The 20105-nt window shown below is 65.7% G+C and carries 21 protein-coding genes; 5 read left to right on the forward strand and 16 right to left on the reverse strand.

The features are described from left to right. Positions 1–2 precede the first annotated feature (2 nt). Genes J3U95_RS21810 through J3U95_RS21820 form a run of 3 tightly spaced genes read left to right on the forward strand, consistent with a single transcriptional unit; the run spans position 3 to position 2262 of the window. Positions 3–290: a DUF3649 domain-containing protein gene (locus J3U95_RS21810; protein WP_208280747.1), complete on the forward strand. Its 288-nt coding sequence runs from the start codon at positions 3–5 to the stop codon at positions 288–290. After that, on the forward strand, positions 287–1921 hold the full coding sequence (locus J3U95_RS21815; protein ID WP_208280748.1) for a PepSY-associated TM helix domain-containing protein: 1635 nt from the start codon (positions 287–289) through the stop codon (positions 1919–1921). The genes J3U95_RS21810 and J3U95_RS21815 overlap by 4 nt, the downstream gene beginning before the upstream one ends. Next, positions 1918–2262: a DUF3325 domain-containing protein gene (locus tag J3U95_RS21820; RefSeq protein ID WP_208280749.1), complete on the forward strand. Its 345-nt coding sequence runs from the start codon at positions 1918–1920 to the stop codon at positions 2260–2262. The genes J3U95_RS21815 and J3U95_RS21820 overlap by 4 nt, the downstream gene beginning before the upstream one ends. Positions 2263–2277: 15 nt before the next feature. Here J3U95_RS21820 and J3U95_RS21825 read toward each other — a convergent pair whose 3' ends face one another. From J3U95_RS21825 to alr, 11 genes are all read right to left on the reverse strand, one after another. Then, the gene (locus J3U95_RS21825) at positions 2278–3447 is read right to left on the reverse strand and encodes an acyltransferase family protein (RefSeq protein ID WP_208280750.1); all 1170 of its coding nucleotides are present in this window, start codon (positions 3445–3447) and stop codon (positions 2278–2280) included. Between the two features lie 604 nt (positions 3448–4051). Next, positions 4052–5344 carry a phosphate regulon sensor histidine kinase PhoR gene (phoR, locus tag J3U95_RS21830; protein WP_208280751.1) on the reverse strand — a complete coding sequence of 431 codons (1293 nt, stop codon included), beginning with the start codon at positions 5342–5344 and terminating at the stop codon, positions 4052–4054. Between the two features lie 19 nt (positions 5345–5363). After that, complete coding sequence (locus tag J3U95_RS21835) at positions 5364–6050, reverse strand: response regulator (RefSeq protein ID WP_123072181.1); 687 nt, start codon at positions 6048–6050, stop codon at positions 5364–5366. A gap of 2 nt (positions 6051–6052) precedes the next feature. Then, positions 6053–6754 carry a phosphate signaling complex protein PhoU gene (gene phoU / locus J3U95_RS21840; RefSeq protein WP_109344037.1) on the reverse strand — a complete coding sequence of 234 codons (702 nt, stop codon included), beginning with the start codon at positions 6752–6754 and terminating at the stop codon, positions 6053–6055. A gap of 64 nt (positions 6755–6818) precedes the next feature. Then, positions 6819–7607 (reverse strand): phosphate ABC transporter ATP-binding protein PstB, encoded by a 789-nt coding sequence (gene pstB / locus J3U95_RS21845; RefSeq protein WP_229520015.1) that lies wholly within the window; start codon positions 7605–7607, stop codon positions 6819–6821. A gap of 35 nt (positions 7608–7642) precedes the next feature. Next, positions 7643–8503, reverse strand: a complete 861-nt coding sequence (gene pstA, locus J3U95_RS21850; protein WP_208280753.1) for a phosphate ABC transporter permease PstA — start codon at positions 8501–8503, stop codon at positions 7643–7645. Positions 8504–8516: 13 nt separating this feature from the next. Further along, complete coding sequence (pstC, locus tag J3U95_RS21855; RefSeq protein ID WP_208280754.1) at positions 8517–9542, reverse strand: phosphate ABC transporter permease subunit PstC; 1026 nt, start codon at positions 9540–9542, stop codon at positions 8517–8519. Positions 9543–9638: 96 nt separating this feature from the next. Continuing rightward, positions 9639–10673 carry a phosphate ABC transporter substrate-binding protein PstS gene (gene pstS / locus J3U95_RS21860; RefSeq protein WP_208280755.1) on the reverse strand — a complete coding sequence of 345 codons (1035 nt, stop codon included), beginning with the start codon at positions 10671–10673 and terminating at the stop codon, positions 9639–9641. A gap of 494 nt (positions 10674–11167) precedes the next feature. Then, positions 11168–11518 (reverse strand): PilZ domain-containing protein, encoded by a 351-nt coding sequence (locus J3U95_RS21865; RefSeq protein ID WP_370662099.1) that lies wholly within the window; start codon positions 11516–11518, stop codon positions 11168–11170. Positions 11519–11582: 64 nt separating this feature from the next. Continuing rightward, the gene (gene radA / locus J3U95_RS21870) at positions 11583–12959 is read right to left on the reverse strand and encodes a DNA repair protein RadA (protein WP_208280757.1); all 1377 of its coding nucleotides are present in this window, start codon (positions 12957–12959) and stop codon (positions 11583–11585) included. Positions 12960–12994: 35 nt separating this feature from the next. After that, entirely contained in the window at positions 12995–14101 is a 1107-nt protein-coding gene (gene alr, locus J3U95_RS21875; protein ID WP_208280758.1) for an alanine racemase, read from the reverse strand. Between the two features lie 159 nt (positions 14102–14260). Between alr and lplT the strand changes: the two genes are divergently transcribed. Next, positions 14261–15520, forward strand: coding sequence for a lysophospholipid transporter LplT (lplT, locus tag J3U95_RS21880; protein ID WP_208280759.1), 1260 nt, complete (start codon positions 14261–14263; stop codon positions 15518–15520). Positions 15521–16012: 492 nt separating this feature from the next. Here lplT and J3U95_RS21885 read toward each other — a convergent pair whose 3' ends face one another. From J3U95_RS21885 to tsaB, 4 genes are read right to left on the reverse strand one after another with little or no spacing between them, the layout of a single operon-like run. Next, a complete protein-coding gene (locus tag J3U95_RS21885; RefSeq protein ID WP_208280760.1) occupies positions 16013–16966 on the reverse strand; it encodes a DUF1853 family protein in 954 nt (317 codons plus the stop codon). Beyond that, a complete protein-coding gene (locus tag J3U95_RS21890; RefSeq protein WP_208280761.1) occupies positions 16950–17861 on the reverse strand; it encodes a uracil-DNA glycosylase in 912 nt (303 codons plus the stop codon). Before J3U95_RS21890 ends, J3U95_RS21885 begins: the two co-directional genes overlap by 17 nt. Further along, positions 17858–18325 carry a ribosomal protein S18-alanine N-acetyltransferase gene (gene rimI / locus J3U95_RS21895; RefSeq protein ID WP_208280762.1) on the reverse strand — a complete coding sequence of 156 codons (468 nt, stop codon included), beginning with the start codon at positions 18323–18325 and terminating at the stop codon, positions 17858–17860. The genes J3U95_RS21890 and rimI overlap by 4 nt, the downstream gene beginning before the upstream one ends. After that, on the reverse strand, positions 18322–19032 hold the full coding sequence (gene tsaB / locus J3U95_RS21900) for a tRNA (adenosine(37)-N6)-threonylcarbamoyltransferase complex dimerization subunit type 1 TsaB (RefSeq protein WP_208280763.1): 711 nt from the start codon (positions 19030–19032) through the stop codon (positions 18322–18324). Before tsaB ends, rimI begins: the two co-directional genes overlap by 4 nt. Positions 19033–19144: 112 nt before the next feature. On the opposite strand from tsaB, the gene J3U95_RS21905 reads away from it, so the two are divergent. After that, on the forward strand, positions 19145–19570 hold the full coding sequence (locus J3U95_RS21905) for a thioredoxin family protein (RefSeq protein ID WP_208280764.1): 426 nt from the start codon (positions 19145–19147) through the stop codon (positions 19568–19570). 23 nt (positions 19571–19593) lie between these two features. Here J3U95_RS21905 and J3U95_RS21910 read toward each other — a convergent pair whose 3' ends face one another. Beyond that, a complete protein-coding gene (locus J3U95_RS21910) occupies positions 19594–20067 on the reverse strand; it encodes an AtaL-like protein (protein ID WP_208280765.1) in 474 nt (157 codons plus the stop codon). Positions 20068–20105 lie beyond the last annotated feature (38 nt).

Genomic DNA, 20105 nt, shown 5'->3' on the forward strand with positions numbered 1-20105 from the left:
TCATGACTACCCTCACCTGGCGCTACCGCGGCGGCGTGGCCGCGCGCGCGGTCGCGGCCATCGCCGGCGGCTATGTGCTGACCGCGATCGCCAGCGCCCTGATCGCCATCGCGCTGCCGCTGCCGCGCGCCGACGCCGTCACCATCGCCACCCTGCTCTCCTTCGTGGTCTACACCTGCGTCATCCTGTGGGTGTTCGCCACCGGCAGCGCGCTGCGCGCCTGGGTCGGGGTGATCGCAACCAGCAGCGTCCTGGGCGCTGTATTGTGGATTGCCGGGAGGGCGTCATGAAAGAAGGCTTGCGCCAATCGATGGCCTGGGTGCACACCTGGTCCGGCCTGCTGGTGTGCTGGCTGCTGCTGCTGGTGTTCTTGGGCGGCACCGCCGCCTACTACAAGCACGAGATCACGTTCTGGATGAAGCCCGAGCTGCACAAGGCGGCCGATGCGCCATCGCGGGTGACGCCAGCCGAATCGGCTGCGCTCGCGGTGCGCGAGCTGCAGCAGCGCGCGCCGAAGGCCAATGCCTGGTTCCTCGACCTGCCGCACGAGCGCAATCCGCTGATCTACGCCAGCTGGACCAATCCGCCCAAGAAGGGCATGACCCGCGAAGAGCGGCGCGCGGCCTTCCGCACCCAGAACTTCACGCTCGATCCGATGACCGGCGAGCATACCGCCGCCCCGCGCGACACCCGCGGCGGCGAGTTCCTGTACCGCCTGCACTTCGACCTGTACTACATGTCGGCGATCTGGGGCCGCTGGATCGTCGGCATCGCCGCCATGTTCATGCTGGTGGCGATCGTCAGCGGCGTGATCACCCACAAGCGCATCTTCAAGGACTTCTTCACCTTCCGTCCCAGGAAGGGCCAGCGCTCATGGCTGGACGCGCACAACGCCACCGCGGTGCTGGCGCTGCCGTTCCACCTGATGATCACGTATACCGGCCTGGTCACGCTGATGTTCATGTACATGCCCTCGCCCACCAAGGCGCTGTACGGCGCCGAGCAGAACGCCATGTTCGCGGACGTGTTCCCGAACGCCGAGCGGGTCAAGCCGGCGAAGGAGTTCGCGCCGCTGGCCGACATCGCGCCGATGCTGCTGCAGGCCGAACGCGCCTGGGGCCAGGCGCCGACCCGGATCGTGGTAAGCAATCCGAACGACGCCAACGCCCGGGTCGCGCTGCATCGTCCTTCGGGCCAGCAGTTGTCGAACATCGAACCCACCATGACCTTCGACGGCGCGAGCGGCGCGCTGCTGTCCGGGGCCAAGCCGATGAGCACGACGCTGGACGCGCGCGCCGCGATCTACGGCCTGCACGTGGCCCACTTCGCCGACCCGTTCCTGCGCGCGCTGTTCTTCGTGTGCGGCCTGGCAGGCACCGCGATGGTCGCCACCGGCGCCCTGCTGTGGGGCGTGAAGGAGCGCCAGAAATACGCCAAGGCGATCGCGAAAGGCGGCAAGGTCGGCTTCGGGGTGCGCCTGGTCGATGCCCTGAACATCGGCGCCATCGCCGGCCTGCCGATCGCCTTCGCCGTCTACTTCTGGGCCAACCGCCTGCTGCCGGTCGAGATCGCGCAGCGCACGAACCTCGAGGCCAACTGCTTCTTCATCGCCTGGGGCCTGGCCGCGCTGCTGGCCCAGATCCGCCCGACGCGCGCGATGTGGCGCTTCCAGCTGGCGCTGGGCGCCGTGCTGCTGGCCGGGATTCCGGTGCTGAACGCGCTCACCACCGACACCCACCTGGGCGTGACCCTGTTCGGCGGGCCGGCCCTGCGCGCGGTGGCCGGCTTCGACCTGGTGGTGCTGGCGCTCGGCCTGCTGCTCGGCTACGCGGCCTGGTGGCTGGGCAGGCCGAAAAAGCCGGCGACGGCATCGATGCCCGTGCCGGCCGACGTGGCGACCAACAAGCTGGAGGCTGCATGAGTGCGCTGATCCTGGCCGGGGCCGCGCTGGCCTATAGCGGCTTCGCCGCCAAGGGCCTGTCGATGGACCGCCATTACGCCGACATCCACGGCCGCGGCGCGGAACCGGACGCACGCCTGCGCCTGCGCTTGCGCCTGCTCGGCTGGCTCGCACTGGCGCTGTCCTTCGGCGCCTGCATCGCGGCCAGCGGCTGGCATATCGGACCGGTCGTGTGGTGCGGCGTGCTGTCGCTGGCCGCCTGGAGCGTCACGCTGCTGCTGCAGTATGCGCCGCGCCGGGCGATCCAGGCGGCCTGGATCGGCGTACCGGCGCTGGCGGTGCTGGTGGCCCAGCTGGCTTGAGGCGATCGTTTCGTCCTATTTCGGCAGCCGCTCGTCGGCGCCCAGGGTCATCGTGGTGCGCACGCCCGAACCGCGCACCCATCTCGCGCCGCGGACGAGCGCCTGTCTGAGGGCCGGTTCGGCGAACGCGGCGATCAGCCAGGCCACGGCCAGCGTTGCGGCGATGGCCAGCGCCAGGCCGGCAGGCCGGCCCAGGCCATTGCCGGTGGCGGCAACGAGGATCGCCCCGCCGACCACCTCGTGCACGAGGTAGAACGGATAGGTGACCAGACCGAGCATCCGTATCCTGGCCCCTGCGCGCGCGGAAGGCGTCCAGCGCTGCGCATTGACCAGGGAGACGCGGATCGCCGCCAGCAGGACCGCGAAGGACAGCAGCGCGCCGACCGTCACCCACCCGATGTCCAGGGGCCCCGCGTCGCCGGCGGCAAAGATGGTCGTCAGGCTCACCGAGCGGCAGACGATCTCGAGCGCCGCCGCGCCCAGGGACAGCCCGAACAAGACCCGGTCGCTGCGGTCCAGCTGCTGCCGCTGCGTCGCCATCCACAAATAGATCCCGATCGCAAAGAAGACGCCGTGGCGCAGCAGGAGCATGTTCTTCAGCCCGTAGCCGAGGTCGAGCACGCCCGGACCCGACGTCGACGCCACCAGATAGAACAGGGAAACCAGATAGGCGCTGCTGGCCACGGCCAGCAGCCGCGCCACCGCGCGCAGCCCCACCCTTCCCCGCAGCAGTACGATGAACACCAGGGTATAGAACGCGATTTCGATCGGCAAGGTCCAATAGGCGGTGGCCAGCGCATCCTCGCCCACCAGCACCACGGAGCTGGCCAGCGCCCGCCACTCGGGATTCACGCCGATGCCCAGCGCGTAATAGGCCGGCGCGGGCACGACCGACAGGATCGCGAAGCTGATCGCAGCGGCGATCCAGGCCGCCGGATACAGGCGCAGGAAGCGGTTGCGCGCGAACCGGTAGGGCGTGGAGGCGATGGCCGAGTTGGCGATGACGACGCCCGAGATGACGAAGAAGACTTGCACCCCGACCCACCCGAACGGCATGATATGGGCCTCGTTCGGGATCCGCCAGGTAAAATGAAACAGCGCCACCATCAGCGCGCAGCCGAAGCGGACCAGGTCCAGCCCGAAGGCATAGGCTGCGTGATGCGGTGATAAATTGTCGCTGCTCAAATCTTGCCTCCGAAGTAAGGAGGCAACGATAACCAAAAGCACGGCGCTTGTCTAAATATATTGCCCAGCTAACCGCATTCCCGACACATCACGCCGCATCCGACGCCCCCACACACAAGCCCCGAGCCCCATCACGCCACTGCACAATTAGGGTCAGAGTCGAATTATCGAGCAATTTCCCAACATCGCTCGCCACTCTTCTCTAACCACAATTTCCCGGCTACAGCTTTCCGAAAAGACAATTAGGGTCAGAGTCGAATTGTTTGACAACTTTTAAAGTTGCTCGATAATTCGACTCTGACCCTAATTATTTTTGCAACTAGAAAAAGCGACACAACTGTCTTCCGGCACGCTTTTCAGTCAGTTCTTCCGACAGCACATTGTTCATCGCTGAATAATTTCTCGCCAGCGAAAAAGCACCCCAAAATTAATTAGGGTCAGAGTCGATTTATTGAGCAATTCCTTAGAATTGCCATTAATTCGACTCTGACCCTAATTATCTTGCGAGCAAAATGTGCCAAGGCTCGTGGAGTGGAAACAGAGAGCCTCGGTATTTCACAAAGTTGTCAAACAATTCGACTCTGACCCTAATTGAGGAGGGGGGTCAGGCGGGGAGCGAGGTGTTGGGGAGCGAGGCGGAGAAGGTGCTGCCCTTGCCTGGCTGCGAAGTGATCGTCAGCTTGCCGCCGTGGCGCAGCAGGACGTGCTTGACGATCGCCAGGCCGAGGCCGGTGCCTTGCGTCTCGCGCGAACGGCTCTTGTCGACGCGGTAGAAACGCTCGGTCAGGCGCGGGATGTGTTCGGGGTCGATGCCGATGCCGCAATCCGTCACCGCGAAACTCAGGGCGTCGGCGCCACGGGTCCAGGCAAGGCGGATCGTGCCGCCGTTCGGCGAGTAGCGCACCGCGTTCGAGGCCAGGTTGGCGAAAGCGCTGCGCAGTTCTTCCATGCTGCCCATCACGTCGGGACCGTCGACCGCCACCTCGATCTGGTGCCGGCCGCCCGACAAGGCGCGCGCCTCCGCGGCGATCGATTCGACCAGGCTGCGCACGTCCACGCGCTCGCGCTTCAGCGGATACTCGTCCGACTCCAGCCGCGACAGGGTCAGCATGTCCTGGATCAGGCGCTGCATCCGGTGCGCCTGCTCCGTCATCAGGTTCAGGTGCGCCATCCGCGTGGCGACGTCGATGCCCGGATCGGACATCGCGATCTCCAGGAAGCCCACGATCACCGTCAGCGGCGTGCGCAGCTCGTGCGAGGCGTTGGCGATGAAGTCGCGCCGCATCGCCTCGATGCGCTCGGTGTCGGTGGCGTCGTGCGTCACCAGGATCTGGCGCCGGTTCTCGAACGGGATGATGCGGCATTCCAGCTTGCGGCCGCGGAACGACAGCGTCAGCGGCTGCTCGTAGCGCCCCAGCACGATGTAGTCGATGAAGTCCGGATGGCGCACCAGGTTCGTGACGCGCAGCCCCTTGTCGCGCTCCATCGTCAGGCCCAGGTGACGCTCGGCCGCCGGATTGCACCACTCCAGGAACAGCACGTCGTCCATGATGGCCACGCCTTCCGGCAGCAGGTGCATCGCCTGGCGGAAGCGCGCCAGCCACTCGGTCAGTTCGGCCTGGTGGCGCTCGTCGTCGCGCCGCAGGCGGTAAAGACGGGCAAATGCATCGGTCCAGGCGCCCCAGCCGTCCGGCAGGCGCGTGCTGTGCGGCTCGTCCAGCCACTCGCCCAGCTTGTACAGGTAGGACAATTGCGTGAACACGGCGACCGCGATGCCGGCCAGCGCCAGCGCCAGTCCGGCCACGGCGCCGAACCACCACCACACCACGCCGGCCACGGCGAACAACAGCGCCGTGCGCAGCAGCGCCGGCACCCAGAACAGCAGCTTGGGATTCATCGGGGACGTCGACACCGCGTTATTTTTCGGACAGCATATAGCCGACGCTGCGCACGGTGCGGATCAGGCCATCGGCGCTTTTCAGTGCCTTCCTCAGGCGCAGCACGTGCACGTCGACCGTACGCTCCTCGATTACCGCGTGGTCGCCCCACACCTTGTCGAGCAGCTGGGCGCGCGAGAACACGCGCTCCCGATGCGCCATCAGGTACTTCAGGAGCTTGTACTCCGCGTTGCCGATGTCGATCTGCTGGTTCTCGACCGTCACCGTGCAGCTGTTCGGATCGAGCGTCACCGTGCCGGCGCGCAGCGGCGCCTCGGCCAGGTGCGGCGATTTGCGGCGCAGCAGCGCGCGCGATCGCGCCAGCAGTTCGCGCGGCGAGAACGGCTTGGTGATGTAATCATCCGCGCCGTTGTTCAGGCCCGCCAGCTTGTCCTCTTCCATGCTCTTTGCCGTCAGCATGATCACCGGCAGGTCCTGGAAGTCGCGGTCGGCGCGCAGGCGCGACAGCAGGCGCAGGCCGCTCTGGTCGGGCAGCATCCAGTCCAGCAGCAGCAGGTCGGGCTTGCCCCGGCTGATGCTTTCCCACGCGCCGGCAGTGGTGTCGGCGGTGCGGATGTCCCACCCTGCCTCGCGCAGGGAATACGTCACCAGCTCGACGATCGCCGGCTCGTCTTCGACCACCAGGACGGAGGTATTGTCCGCCATGATCACGCCGCCGGCTGGTCGTCGAGGATCACCTTGCTGTGACGGATGTCGCGGCCTTCGACCACGTAGATCACGTATTCCGCGATGTTCTTGGCGTGGTCGCCGATGCGCTCGATCGCCTTCGCCACCCACAGCGTGTCCAGCGCCGACGAGATCGTGCGCGGGTCTTCCATCATATAGGTGACCATGGTGCGCAGGATGGTGCGGAACTCGTGGTCGACCACCTCGTCGCCGGCGATGATCTGCAAGGCCTGCTTGCCGTCCAGGCGGGCAAAAGCGTCCAGCGAATCGTGCAGCAGTTCGGAGGTCGCCTTGGCGATCGTGCGGATCATGTCGTAGTGGGCGAAGCCGGTGGTGCCGCGCTCGTGCAGGCTTTTCGCGGTGCGCGCGACCTTGGTCGCCTCGTCGCCGATGCGCTCCAGGTCGGTGATGACCTTGATGGTGGCCATCACGGTGCGCAGGTCGTTGGCGGTCGGCTGGCGCTTGACGATCAGGTGGCTGCAGGCGTCGTCGAGCGAGACTTCGAGCTGGTTGACGGCCTGGTCTTCGGCCATCACGCGCTCGGCGCGCGCGATGTCGCCGATGCGGAAGCACTCGAGCGCTTCCTCGAACTGGGTTTCCACCATGCCGCCCATCAGCAAGACCTGGGAACGGATGCCCTCGAGTTCCTGGTCGTACTGCTTGGATGAATGCTCGCCTGTCATAACTTCTCCGTCAAATATTCTTGTGAAGCCGGCGGTGGCCGGCAAAATGATCAACCAGGTGGAATCAGCCGAAGCGGCCGGTAATATAGTCCTGCGTTTCCTTGCGCGCCGGATTCATGAAGATCTGGTCGGTCTCGCCGAATTCGACCAGCTCGCCAAGATACATGTAGGCAGTGTAATCCGAGCAACGCGCTGCTTGTTGCATATTATGGGTCACGATGGTGATCGTGTAATCCTGCTTCAGCTCGCTAATCAGTTCCTCGATCTTGGCGGTCGAGATCGGGTCCAGCGCCGAGGTCGGTTCGTCGAGCAGCAACACATCCGGCTTGACCGCCACACCGCGCGCGATGCACAGGCGCTGCTGCTGGCCGCCCGACAGCGACAGGCCGCTCTTGTTCAACTTGTCCTTGGCTTCTTCCCACAGCGCCGCCTTTTTCAGGGCCCACTCGACGCGCTCGTCCATCTCGCCCTTCGACAGGTTTTCGTACAGGCGCACGCCGAAGGCGATGTTGTCGTAGATCGACATCGGGAACGGCGTCGGCTTCTGGAACACCATGCCGACCTTGGCGCGCAGCATGTTGACGTCGACGCCCGGCTCCAGGATGTTGCGGCCGCGGTACATGATCGAGCCTTCGGCGCGCTGGCCCGGGTACAGGTCGTACATCCGGTTCAGGGTGCGCAGCAGGGTCGACTTGCCGCAGCCCGACGGGCCGATGAAGGCCGTCACCTGCTTGGCGTGGATGTCGAGCGATACATTTTTCAGACTCTGCGTTTTGCCGTAAAAGAAGTTCAGGCCCTGGATTTCGATCGTCTTGGCTTTGGCGGCGGCCGGCGCCGGAGTCGTATTGAGCATGGCTTGGTTCATCACTTTGTCTTTTATCAGTTGGATTAACGCGGGGTCTTTTGGGCAAACATGGTGCGCGAGATGATGTTCAACAGCAGCACGGTAGCGGTCACGAGCAGTGCACCACCCCAGGCCAGCGAACGCCAGTCATCGTAAGGGCTCATCGCGAACTGGTAGATCACGACCGGCAGGTTGGCCAGCGGCGCATTCATGTCGTGGCTGTAGAACTGGTTGTTCAGCGCGGTGAACAGCAGCGGCGCGGTCTCGCCGGCCACGCGGGCCACGGCCAGCAGCACGCCGGTCACGACGCCGGCCTTCACGGCGCGCAGGCGCACCGTCATCGCCACCTTCCAGTGCGGCGCGCCGAGGGCATAGGCCGCTTCAAGCAGGCTCGACGGCACCAGGCGCAGCATATTGTCGGTGGTGCGCACCACGACCGGCACCGCAATCAGGGACAGCGCGATCGCGCCGGCATAGCCCGAGAAGTGCTGGACGTTAGCGACATAGATCGCATACACGAACAGGCCGATCACGATCGATGGCGCCGACAGCATGATGTCGGTCACGAAGCGGGTCACTTGCGCGAACTTGTTGTTCTCGCCGTACTCGGCCAGGTAGATGCCGGCCAGGATGCCGATCGGGGTGCTGACCAGGGTCGACAGGCCGACCATCATGAGCGAGCCGACGATGGCGTTGCGCAGCCCGCCGCCCGGCGTGCCCGGGGCCGGGGTGTCGTTCGTGAACAGGGTGCCGGCCAGGGCGCCGAAGCCGTTGTACAGCAGCGTGCCCAGGATCCAGGCCAGGAAGGCCAGGCCGATGCCCATGGCCAGCACCGACAGCGTGATGCCGACGCGGTGGGCCAGCAGGCGCTTGCGATAGACGGGGTTCTTGATTGCGGTATTCATTTGCACGGCCTTCTTATTTGGTGCCTTCGTTACGGGACATACCGAGCAGCATCAGCTTTGCCGCCGACAGCACGATGAAGGTGATCGCGAACAGGATCAGCGCCAGGGCGAACAGGGCCGACGAGTGCAGCGCGGTCGCCGCTTCGGCGAATTCATTGGCCAGGGTCGACGAGATCGAGTTACCGGCCGAGAACAGCGAGGCCGAGATGCCATGCGAGTTACCGATCACGAAGGTGACTGCCATGGTCTCGCCCAGTGCGCGGCCCAGGCCCAGCATCACGCCGCCGACGACGCCGTTGCGGGTGTACGGCAGCACCACCTTGCGCACCACTTCCCACTTGGTGCAGCCCAGGCCGTATGCCGATTCCTTCAGCACGGTCGGGACGATCTCGAACACGTCGCGCATCACCGAGGCGATGAAGGGGATGATCATGATCGCCAGGATCAGGCCGGCCGTCAGGATGCCGATGCCCATCACCGGGCCCTGGAACACCACGCCGATCAGCGGCAGCTGGCCGAGGGTTTCCTTGAGCGCCGGCTGCACGTATTCGGCGAACAGCGGCGCGAACACGAACAGGCCCCACATGCCGTAGATGATCGACGGCACGCCGGCCAGCAGTTCGACCGCGGTGCCGAGCGGACGGCGCAGCCAGACCGGGCAGATCTCGGTCAGGAACAGCGCGATGCCGAAACTGATCGGGAAGGCCACCGCCAGCGCGATGATCGAGGTCGCCAGGGTGCCGTAGATCGCGATCATGGCGCCATACTGGTCGTTCACCGGATCCCACTCCACCCGGGTGATGAAGCCCAGGCCGAATTCCTTGAAGGCCGGGGCCGCGCCGATCGCCAGCGAGACGATGATACCGGCCAGCACCGCCAGCACCGAGGCCGCGAACAGCCAGGTGACTTTATGGAAGAAAAAATCCTGCAGGCGCTGGTTGCGCATGGTGTTGCGCAGCGCGGGGGATTCGAAGGTGTCGGCCTGGGCCGCTGCCTTGGCGGGCAGCTCGTTCACGGACACGGATGGATGGACGCTCATGGTGTGGTTGACTTCGCTATTAATATCGTTTTGTCAATATCGCTGGCATGCGGAAAGACCGGTCGCACCGGCCCTTCCGGGTTCAGGAAATGTGATTTACCAGAGCGCCTTGCCGGACGCGTCCTTCAGGTTGGCGCGCCAGGCTTCCTGCACCAGCTTGGTGACTTCGACCGGCATCGGCACGTAGTCCAGGTCAGCGGCGGCAGGCGCGCCGTTCTTGTAGGCCCAGTCGAAGAACTTCAGCACTTGCTGGCCCTTGGCGGCGGCCTGGGTCTTGTGCACCAGGATGTAGGAGGCGCCAGTCACCGGCCAGGCGCCCTTGCCCGGCTGGTTGGTCAATACCACCGCGAAGCCCGGGGTGCCTTTCCAGTCGGCGCCGGCGGCGGCGGCCTTGAAAGCGTCGTCCGAAGGCTGCAGCCAGGTGCCGTCGGCGCCTTGCAGCTGGGTGTGCGCCATCTTGTTCTTCTTGGCGTAGGCCCACTCGACGTAGCCGATGCCGCCCTTGATGCGCTGCACGTTGGCGGCCACGCCCTCGTTGCCCTTGCCGCCCACGCCCACGGCCCACTTGACGGTGGTGCCGGCGCCGATCGTCGATTTCCAGGTCGGGCTGACCTTGCTCAGGTAGTCGGTCCACAGGAACGAGGTGCCCGAGCTGTCGGCGCGGCGCACGACGGTGATGTCGGTAGCCGGCAGCTTGACGCCCGGGTTCAGCGCGGCGATCTGCGGCGCGTTCCATTTGACGATCTTGCCCATGTAGATGTCGGCGATGACGGCGCCGCTCAGCTTCATCTGGCCCGGAGCGATGCCGTCCAGGTTCACGATCGGCACCACGCCGCCCATGATGGCCGGGAACTGGAACAGGCCGGCTGCATTCAGTTCATTCGCCGCCAGCGGCATGTCGGACGCGCCGAAATCGACGGTCTTGGCCTTGATCTGCTTGATGCCGGCGCCCGAACCCACGGACTGGTAGTTCAGGCCGACGCTTGACGCCGCCTTGTACAGCTCGGCCCACTTGGCATAGATCGGGTATGGGAAGGTCGCGCCGGCGCCGGTGATGTTGACGTTCTGGGCGCTGGCGGAGAATGCCGTTGCGGCCAGGGCGATCGAGACGAGGAGGTGCTTCATGCGCATATCGGATCCTTTGGAAGTGACACCACGGGACGGTCCCGCTGACGATGAGGCGCAGTCTAACGGGCGAATATGACAGGTTCATGACATATTTGGCCAATGTGACATGAACATGACACGCGCGCAAGGATGTCATCCCCGGGCGCGGCGCGGCGCGCGCATGGAAATCGGCGTCAGCCGAATAATGTCATGTTCCGGATTGTGCACACTTGTAAATACACCATTGCCTGCTAACCTGAAATGGTAGTCATGACATGGAGGGGATGCCGACAGGCGTTTGTTTTATATGTTAGATCTGATGGTGATGGGGATTCTGAGCGGACTGGCCGCCCTCGTGGCGTTCGAGATTTACCAGGAAGTCCGCGGCAGTTCCTCCGACTTGCACGACCGCTATCACGAATAGCGACTGGCCCGCTCAGTGGGCCAATACAGCAAGCGGCGAGGCCGATGGCGCTCGCCGCTTGTCGTATACAAGGCAGAGTCAAGGACTGGCGCCGTCACCGCATGAAGCGCGCCAGCGCCGTCACCGCGGCCAGGTCGGGCTGCAGGAACTGGAAGCCGACCTTGAATTCGCCGCTGCTGAAGATGCAATATGACACCTTGACCCGCGTATTGATGGTGACGAAGCTGCCCTCGACCAGCAGGTCGAAAGCCAGTTGCCCGCCCTGCCCGACCGCCAGCGGATCGGTCAGGCTGACGCTCACACCGTTGGCGCCGACGTCGGTGGTCTTGCCGGCGACCGGTGGCTGGCCGTCGATGGCGAGCATGGCCTTGGTGCGGTACACCTTGCGCGGAGATTTCCTTTGGTCTTGATACACGTGTTTACCCGAATACAGTGAACAAGACACAATTATAGAATCTTCCAGGAAATCCGACAGCCCACGGCCCTGTCCGCCAGGGCCGTATTGACCGTCAGTCGATCTCGCGCAACTTGCTGAACGCCTCTTCGATGCGTTCGACGGCGATGATGTTCATGCCTTCGATCTTCGCCTTCGGCGCGTTCGCTTTCGGGATCACCGCCAGAGAAAATCCCAGCTTGGCCGCTTCGCGCAAGCGTTCCTGGCCGCGCGGCGCCGGGCGGATCTCGCCAGCCAGGCCGACCTCGCCGAACACGACCAGCCCGCGCGGCAGCGGCTTGTTGCGCATCGACGAGTTGATCGCCAGGAGCACGGCCAGGTCGGCCGCCGGTTCGGTGATCTTGACGCCGCCGACCGCATTGATGAACACGTCCTGGTCGAAGGCCGCGATGCCGGCGTGACGGTGCAGGACCGCCAGCAGCATCGCCAGGCGGTTCTGTTCCAGGCCGACCGACAGGCGGCGCGCGTTGGGCAGGTGGCTGGTGTCGACCAGCGCTTGAATCTCGACCAAAAGAGGCCTGGTTCCCTCCTGCGTCACCATCACGCAGGAACCCGGCACCTGGCTGTCGTGCTGCGACAGGAACAGGGCGGAAGGATTCGACACCCCTTTCAGGCCCTTCTCGGTCATCGCGAACACGCCCAGCTCGTTCACCGCGCCGAAGCGGTTCTTGATCGCCCGCACCAGGCGGTAGCTCGACTGGGTGTCGCCTTCGAAGTACAGCACGGTGTCGACGATGTGCTCCAGCACGCGCGGGCCGGCCAGCGCACCTTCCTTGGTGACGTGGCCGACCAGGATCATGGTGACGCCGGTCTGCTTGGCCACCCGCGTGAGCTGGGCCGCGCATTCGCGCACCTGGGCCACCGAGCCGGGGGCCGACGTCAGCGCATCCGAATACATGGTCTGGATCGAGTCGATCACCACCACGTCGGGCTTGAGGTCGGCGATGGTGCCGAGGATTTTCTCGAGCTGGATCTCGGCCTGCAGCTTCAGTTCCTTCGCGTCCACCGCCAGGCGGCGCGCGCGCAGGGCGATCTGGGCACCGGATTCCTCGCCGCTGACGTACAGCGTGCTGCGGACCATCGACAGGCTGGACAAGGCCTGCAGCAGCAGGGTCGACTTGCCGATGCCGGGGTCGCCGCCGATCAGGACCACGCCGCCGGCCACCAGGCCGCCGCCCAGCACGCGGTCGAATTCCTCGATGCCGGTGCCGAAGCGCGGCACGTCGATCGCCTCGATGTCGGCCAGCGACAGCACCGGCGCGGTCTGCGCCAGGCTGCGGTGCGGGGTCTGCGACATGCGGTTGACGCCGGGCGTGTCGACGACGGTCTCGACCATCGTGTTCCATGCCTTGCAGTCGGCGCACTGGCCGGTCCAGCGGCTGGCGATCGCGCCGCACTCGCTGCAGGTGTAATTGGTTTTTGCTTTTGCCATCGTACTTGTTTATATCGGTATGGTCGGGCCGCGGTTCAACCGTCGGTGCCGAGACGGCCTTCGGTCACGCGCACGCGTGGCGCCAGCGCGCACATCAGCTCGTAGCCGATCGTGCCGGCGGCCTGGGCCACGTCGTCGATCGGCAGCCCGTCGCCCCACAGGGTGACCTTGCTGCCGATGCGGGCGTTGGGGATGGGCGTCAGGTCGACGGTCATCATGTCCATCGAGACCCGGCCGACCAGGGTGGTGCGCACGCCGTCGACGATCACCGGCGTGCCGTGCGGCGCGCTGCGCGGGTAGCCGTCGGCATAGCCGCAGGCCACCACGCCGATCGTCATCGGACCTTCGGCCTCGAAGCGGCTGCCGTAGCCGACCGTGTCGCCCAGCCCGATATGCTGGATGCCGATCACTTCCGAGCGCAGGGTCATGGTGGGACGCAGGCCGAAATCCTGGGCGCTGCGCCCGCCCGGCGTGCCGCCGTACAGCATGATGCCGGGCCGGACCCAGTCGTTCGACAGCTGGTCGGCCAGTTCGGCCTGGTGCAGCACGCCGCCCGAGTTCGACAGGCTGCGCTCGCCGGCCAGCCCAGCGGCCCCTTGCTGGAAACGCCGCACCTGCTCGGCGATCGTCAGGCGCGGGTGCTCCAGTTCGTCGGCGTTGGCGAAATGGGTCATGTGGGTGATCGAGCGCACGTCGCGGATCGCGCGCAGGCGCTGCCATGCGGCGGCATACTCGGCGGGCGGAAAGCCCAGGCGGTTCATCCCGGTGTTCATCTTGAGGTAGACGTCGATCGGGCGGTACAGCTGGGTGTACTCGAGCAGCTTGACCTGCTCGATGCTGTGCACGGCGGTGGCGATATCGTGCTCGGCCAGCATGGGCACGTCGGCCGCTTCGAAGAATCCCTCTAATAAAAGAATCGGCTTGGTCCAGCCGAGTTGGCGCAGCCGGATCGCGCTTTCCAGCTCGACCAGCGCCAGGCCGTCGGCGCTGGCGAAGCCGCGCAGCGCGCGCTCCAGGCCATGGCCATAGGCATCTGCCTTCACGACGGCCCAGATCTTCGCCTGCGGCGCGCAGCTGCGCGCCTGGGCCAGGTTGTGTTGCATGGAATCGAGGTGGATGGTGGCGAAGAGCGGACGCGGCATGGCAATCTTTTAAGAAAAACGGAGGGAATCCGGTATAAAACGTCAAGTGCCTATTTTACCGGAGCGGGCCGCGCGCCGCCGCCATGGCACCGTTTCCCGTTTCGCCTGTCTATGCATTCATGGTATAAAGCAACCCGGACCAGATTTGTGAATTCTCGAATGAACCGTGGTTTCTATACCATCATGGCGGCGCAGTTCTTCTCGTCGCTGGCGGATAACGCGCTCCTGTTTGTCGCGATCAGCCTGCTCGTCGCCATGGATGCGCCGGCATCGCTGACTCCGTTGCTGAAGCTGTCATTCGTGCTGTTCTACGTCTTGCTCGCCGCTTTCGTGGGCGCCTTCGCCGATTCGCTGCCCAAGGGGCGCGTGATGTTCATCGCCAACATCATCAAGGTCGCCGGCTGCGCACTGATGTTCTTCAGCGTCCATCCCCTGCTCTCGTACGCCGTGGTCGGCTTCGGCGCGGCCGTGTATTCGCCCGCCAAGTACGGCATCCTGACCGAACTGCTGCCGCCCGAGAAACTCGTGCCCGCCAATGGCTGGATCGAGGGGCTGACCGTGATGTCGATCATCCTCGGCACCGTACTCGGCGGCACCCTGGTGAGCGAGCGCGGCACTGCCTTCCTGCTGTCGTTCGACGCCTTTGCCGGCCTGGGCCTCACGACCGGCGCCGAAGCCGCGATGGCGGTGGTGGTCGGCATCTATATCCTGGCCGCCCTGTTCAACCTGCGCATTCCGGACACCGGCGCCCGCTACGAGCACCAGGAACGCAATCCGGCCAAGCTGATCGCCGACTTTGCCAACTGCTCGGCTACCTTGTGGCGCGACAAGCTGGGCCAGATTTCGCTGGCCGTGACGACCCTGTTCTGGGGCGCCGGCGCGACCCTGCAATTCATCGTGCTGAAATGGGCCGAGCGCTCGCTCGGCATGCCGCTGGACAAGGCGACGAACCTGATCGGCGTGGTCGCGATCGGCGTGGCGCTGGGCGCGGCGATGGCGGCGCGCATGATTCCACTGCGCAAGTCGCTGACCGTGATCCCGATGGGCATCGTCATGGGCCTGGTCGTGACCGTGATGGTGTTCGTGACCTCGGTGTCGGTGGCTTACCCGCTGCTGGCCCTGATCGGCTTCCTGTCGGGCTTCTTCGTGGTGCCGATGAACGCGCTGCTGCAGCACCGCGGCCACGTGTTGATGAGCGCGGGCCACTCGATCGCGGTGCAGAACTTCAACGAAAACCTGTCGATCCTGGTGATGCTGGCCGCCTACGCGATCATGATCACGCTGAACCTCGACCTGAACATCATCATCGTCATCTTCGGCCTGTCGGTCGCCGGCATCATGCTCCTGATCCAGCGCCGCCACACGCTCAACCAGCGCGAACACGATTCGCTCGGGCTGATCGGCGAAGGCAAGCACTGACCCGAAAGGCCCCCAATTAGGGCCCAATTAGGGTCAGTGTCGAATTGTTTGACAACGTTTCGCGCTAGTCATTGCTCAGCACGCAAACAAGCCCGTCGCTCATCACAAGCAATTACTCGGACTTCGCACTCTGTCCCCGATTACTCGCTGACGCGGGAAATTGCTCGATAAATCGACCCTGACCCTAATTATTTTGAAATGAAATACGGGGCAATCAGGAAGTTCATCCTCGGTACTTTCGGCTCCGACTCGGCGCCTTCCGCATTTGTTGCCCGACCTCCACTTAAGTAGATCCAATCGGCAAAAAAATAATTAGGGTCAGAGTCGATTTACTGGGCAATTCCTCAAAGTTGTCAAACAATTCGACTCCGACCCTCATTGTTTAGCGTCGAGTCGGGCACCTGGAAACGGGGGACTCGGGGGCGAATTACCGGGGCGGCCGAAAAGTTGTCAAACAATTCGACACTGACCCTCATTAATGCGGTTGCTGGGTCAGGTTGCCTTGGCTATCCGCACGTGTGCGGCTCTTGAGCGCCAGTCGTTGGGGACGATGAAACCACGATCGACTTCTTCGATGAATTCGTCATGGCGGCGCACGGTGGCGACCAGTACTGGTGTGCTGGAGGATGCGAACTGGCCCGCGAGGACGACGTGGAGTTGGGCACGGCTCATCAGCGGCGTCGCCGGCTGGGCGCGCAATGGAGCGAGCCACTGGAGCTTGGGCAGGACCAGGAACTCTTCGCCGGGGATGTCTTCGATTTCGTCCAGCGCGCACCAGAAGCCGCGGCAGTGCCCGGCCGTGATGCCGCGCATTGCCGGCCAGCTGCCGGATGGGTAGAACAGCCAGCCCTTGACCAGCGCCTGGGCCTGGGTGACGGGCCGCGGCAGCAGCGCCTGCGCCGCCGGGTGGTCGCCCAGCGCGAGCTGGCGCTCGAACACCTTGCGCATCTTGCGGCCCAGGCTGTCGGCCAGGTTGGGGCCCACCAGCGCGTCGAATTCGTTCGATCCACCGCTATCGAGCAGGTAGAACTTGGTGGCGAACTCGATGTGGGTCAGCGCATCCGGTCCGCGCTCGAGCAGGAAGTCGAACTCGCCCACCGTGTCGTTGCGACTGGCGCGCACCTGCAGGCCGTGGCGCACCAGGCGGCCCTGTTCGGCGAAATAGAAGGCCATCAGCTTTTCGGCGTACAGGCCGAGCCGGGTATAGGTCTTGCCGCCGAGAGCGGCGTCGAGCGCCGACGGGTCGAGGTCCAGCCGCGCCAGCCAATCGGCCACGCCAGGTGTGACCTGGCCGAGCGTGGCGATGCGGCCCGCCCATTTGGGCGCGTCGACATCGAGCAGGTCGGGAGAATCGAGCAACCAGGCCAGTGCCCGTACCGGGGCCCGCCGCAGGTGGCCCCAGCGGCGGTGGAAGGTCGCCTGGTAGCTGCTAGTCGCGTGGTCCAAGGGAACGCGCCCGGCACAGGTCGGCCCAGGCCAGCGCCTTGTTTTCGCCGCGCAGCAGCAGTTCGCCCGGATGCAGGGTCGGCACCAGCGGCGTCTCGCCCAGGCGATGCACCTCGCCGCGGGCGCCGGCCAGCGGCTCCTGCAGCGCGCGGCCCAGCAGGCCGTTGGTCGCGACCTGGCCCAGGGTCAGCACTGTCGTGGCGCCGGTGAGCGCCAGTTCGCGTTCGACGAAGGGACGGCAGGCGGCGATCTCGCCGGGGGTCGGCGCGCGGTCGCCGCCCTTCGCGTTCAGCGGCCGGCACTTGACCAGCGGCGTGACGTAGGCATCGCGCTCGCGCGACAGGCCGACCGCGTGCAGCATATTGTCGAGCAGCTTGCCGGGGTCGCCCGTGAGCGGCTGGCCGGCCTCGTCGTCGAGCGCGCTCGGAGTGCCGGCGACGATCAGCCAGCGCGCCTGGCGTGGGCCGGCGCCGTATACCGGCTTGCGGCCTGCGCCGCAGGCGCAATCCTTGCATGCCGAGATCGCCTGGCGCAGCCCGGCCCAGTCCATGGTCGCGACGTCGGGCGTCGCCGGTTCGGGCGCGACGCTGTCGTCCCAGGCCGATTCGTCTTCCACCGGCGGCGGATTGCGGTAAGGCGGCGCGGACAGCGGCGTGTGGACGCGTGCGGCAGGCGTCGGCTCCGGTGCAGGCTCCGGTGCAGGCGCAGGTGCAGGTGCAGAAACTGGCGCCGCTGCGGGCGCGGCGGCTTCCGGCGCCGCCTCGACGACGGCCGCTTCGGCCACCGGATCGGTCACCACTTCGGCCTCGGCCTGCGGCGCATCGCGCAACTGCCATAGCGGGCCGATGCCCATCTCGGCCAGGAACAGCGCGTCGCGCTGGCTCGTGTTCTTCATAAATCCAGCCTCATCACGATCGCATCCTCGCGGCCCGCCGGGCCGGCCGGGTAATAGCCCTTGCGGCGGCCGATCTGGACATAGCCATGGCGGCGATACACTTCCAGCGCCCGCTCGTTCGACGGCCGGACCTCGAGCAGGATCGATTCCATGCCCTGGCCGAGGGCGCGCGCGCCGATCTGGTAAAGCAGGCGCCGGCCCAGGCCCTGGCGCTGGCGCTTGCCGGCCACCGCGACGTCGAGCAGGTGCGCCTCGTCGAGCGCGTACATCAACAGATAATACCCGGCCAGCTCGCCGTCGGCGTCGCGCACGGTCCAGCAATCGTAGCCGCTGGCGACGGCGTCGGCGAAGTTACCGCGGCTCCAGGGATAAGGAAAGACGCTGCATTCGAGCGCCCACACCTCGTCCACGTCGGCCGCCGTCATCGGCGCCAGGCGCAAGTCGGTATCCTGCAACTGGATCATGCGCCGGCCTTGGCCTGGTTGATCGCCTGGCGCTCGGCGCTGGTGTAGGCGACCTTGTTGCGCAGGTACAGCGGCTGGGCCTGGGCCGCGGGCACGCCCTGCCCGTCCGCCAGGGCGCCGCGCGCCAGCAGCGCCAGCTCGCGCGCATGCGGCATGATGTCGGGCAGCGCGCCTTGGGCGAACGGCCGGCCGGCGAAGGCGTCGGCATACTCGGCGAAGCCGTTGCCGCAGGCCCGCAGGCCTTCTGCCGCGAGCGGCGCCACGTCCTGCGGCGCCGACAGCGCCGGCGCCACCACCTCGGTCCACTTGCCGCCGTCGAAGCGGTACTGGGCCCAGTACACCTCGCCCATGCGCGCATCCAGCACGGCCAGCACGTCGCTGGCGCCAGTGCCGGCGCGGCAGGCCTCGGCCATCGCTTCCAGGGTCACCAGCGGCAGCACAGGAAGCCCGGCGCCATAGGCCAGGCCCTGGGCCACGCCGCAGGCGGTGCGCACGCCGGTGAAGGAGCCGGGACCGGCGCCGAAGGCGACGGCGTCGCAGTCGGCCAGCGCGATGCCGGCCTCGTTCAACAGCTCCTGCACCATGGGCAGGACCGATTGTGAGTGGCTGCGCACGCCGGGCGTCGAACGTTCAATGACTTTTTCCCCGGCCAGCAGCGCGCAGGACGCCAGCTCGGCCGAGGTTTCGATAGCAAGGATGTTAGGCATTCCGCTATTTTACCTTCTCGGGCGGAGGGCTTCCATGGCGCGACGGCACATCGCAGCTGCAATGCGCCACTGCGCTGCAACATCGTCCGCAACTCGCTGTACAATGCCGCACATGCAGAGCCTGACCCTCGACTCCACCACCCGCGACGCCATCGCCGCCGCCGTCCATGGCGATGGCTGGACCGTCGCCTGCCTGTGCGCCGCCTGGTGCGGCACCTGCTCTACCTACCGCGCCACCTTCGAAGAGCTGGCGCTGCGCCATCCCGACAAGCAGTTCGTCTGGATCGACATCGAAGACCAGGCCGACCTGGTGGGCGACCTCGACGTCGACAATTTTCCGACCCTGCTGCTGCAGCGCGGCGACACCGTCGCCTTCTTCGGCACCATGGTGCCGGACGGCGGCGTGGCCGACCGGCTGATCCAGGCCCAGGCCGAACAGGGCGACGAGGAGCTGGCGCGCCTGGCGCGGTCGAGCGCAGAGCGCCGCACCTGGCAACAAGAATGCAATCTGCGCGTGCTGCTCGGCGCGCCGGACTGATCCAGCTCCACGCCTGTCAACCGTCAAAGCTGTCCCTGCGCCAGCAGTTCGCGCGTGCGCTTGAGGGTCGACAGCAAGGCGCTGCGGTAGCCGTTCTCGCCATCCATCCAGGCCTGCTCGGCCTGTTCTTCCGCGCCGCCGGGCGCCTTGTCGCGTAAACCCAGGTAGCAGTAGAAGCGCAATTGCAACGCGCCGTCGGCATCCTCGAACAGTTCGTTGACGATGACGCCTTCGCGCGGGCCCGATGCCTGGAAGAAGGACACCTTGCGTTCCGGTTCGAAGCCGATGATCTCGCGCAGGTCCTGGCCGGCGATCGTGGCCTCGCGCACGATGTGCGTCTCGCTCTCTTCCACCACGTCGGAGCGGGTGCAAAGGCCAGGGGGCAGGAACAGGCGCGCATCGCGCGCCTTGCGCACCAGGCCGGCCCAGGCCTGGGCCCGGGTCAACGGGGTTTCGCCTTGGGGGTTCACGGGGACGGTGGCGGTCGAATAGATCATGGCGTTCTCCTTGATGAGATTGTGTCGGCTGACACTTC

Origin of the sequence: Massilia oculi (assembly GCF_017582745.1) — a bacterium.
In the GTDB taxonomy this organism is placed as follows: domain Bacteria; phylum Pseudomonadota; class Gammaproteobacteria; order Burkholderiales; family Burkholderiaceae_D; genus Telluria; species Telluria oculi_A.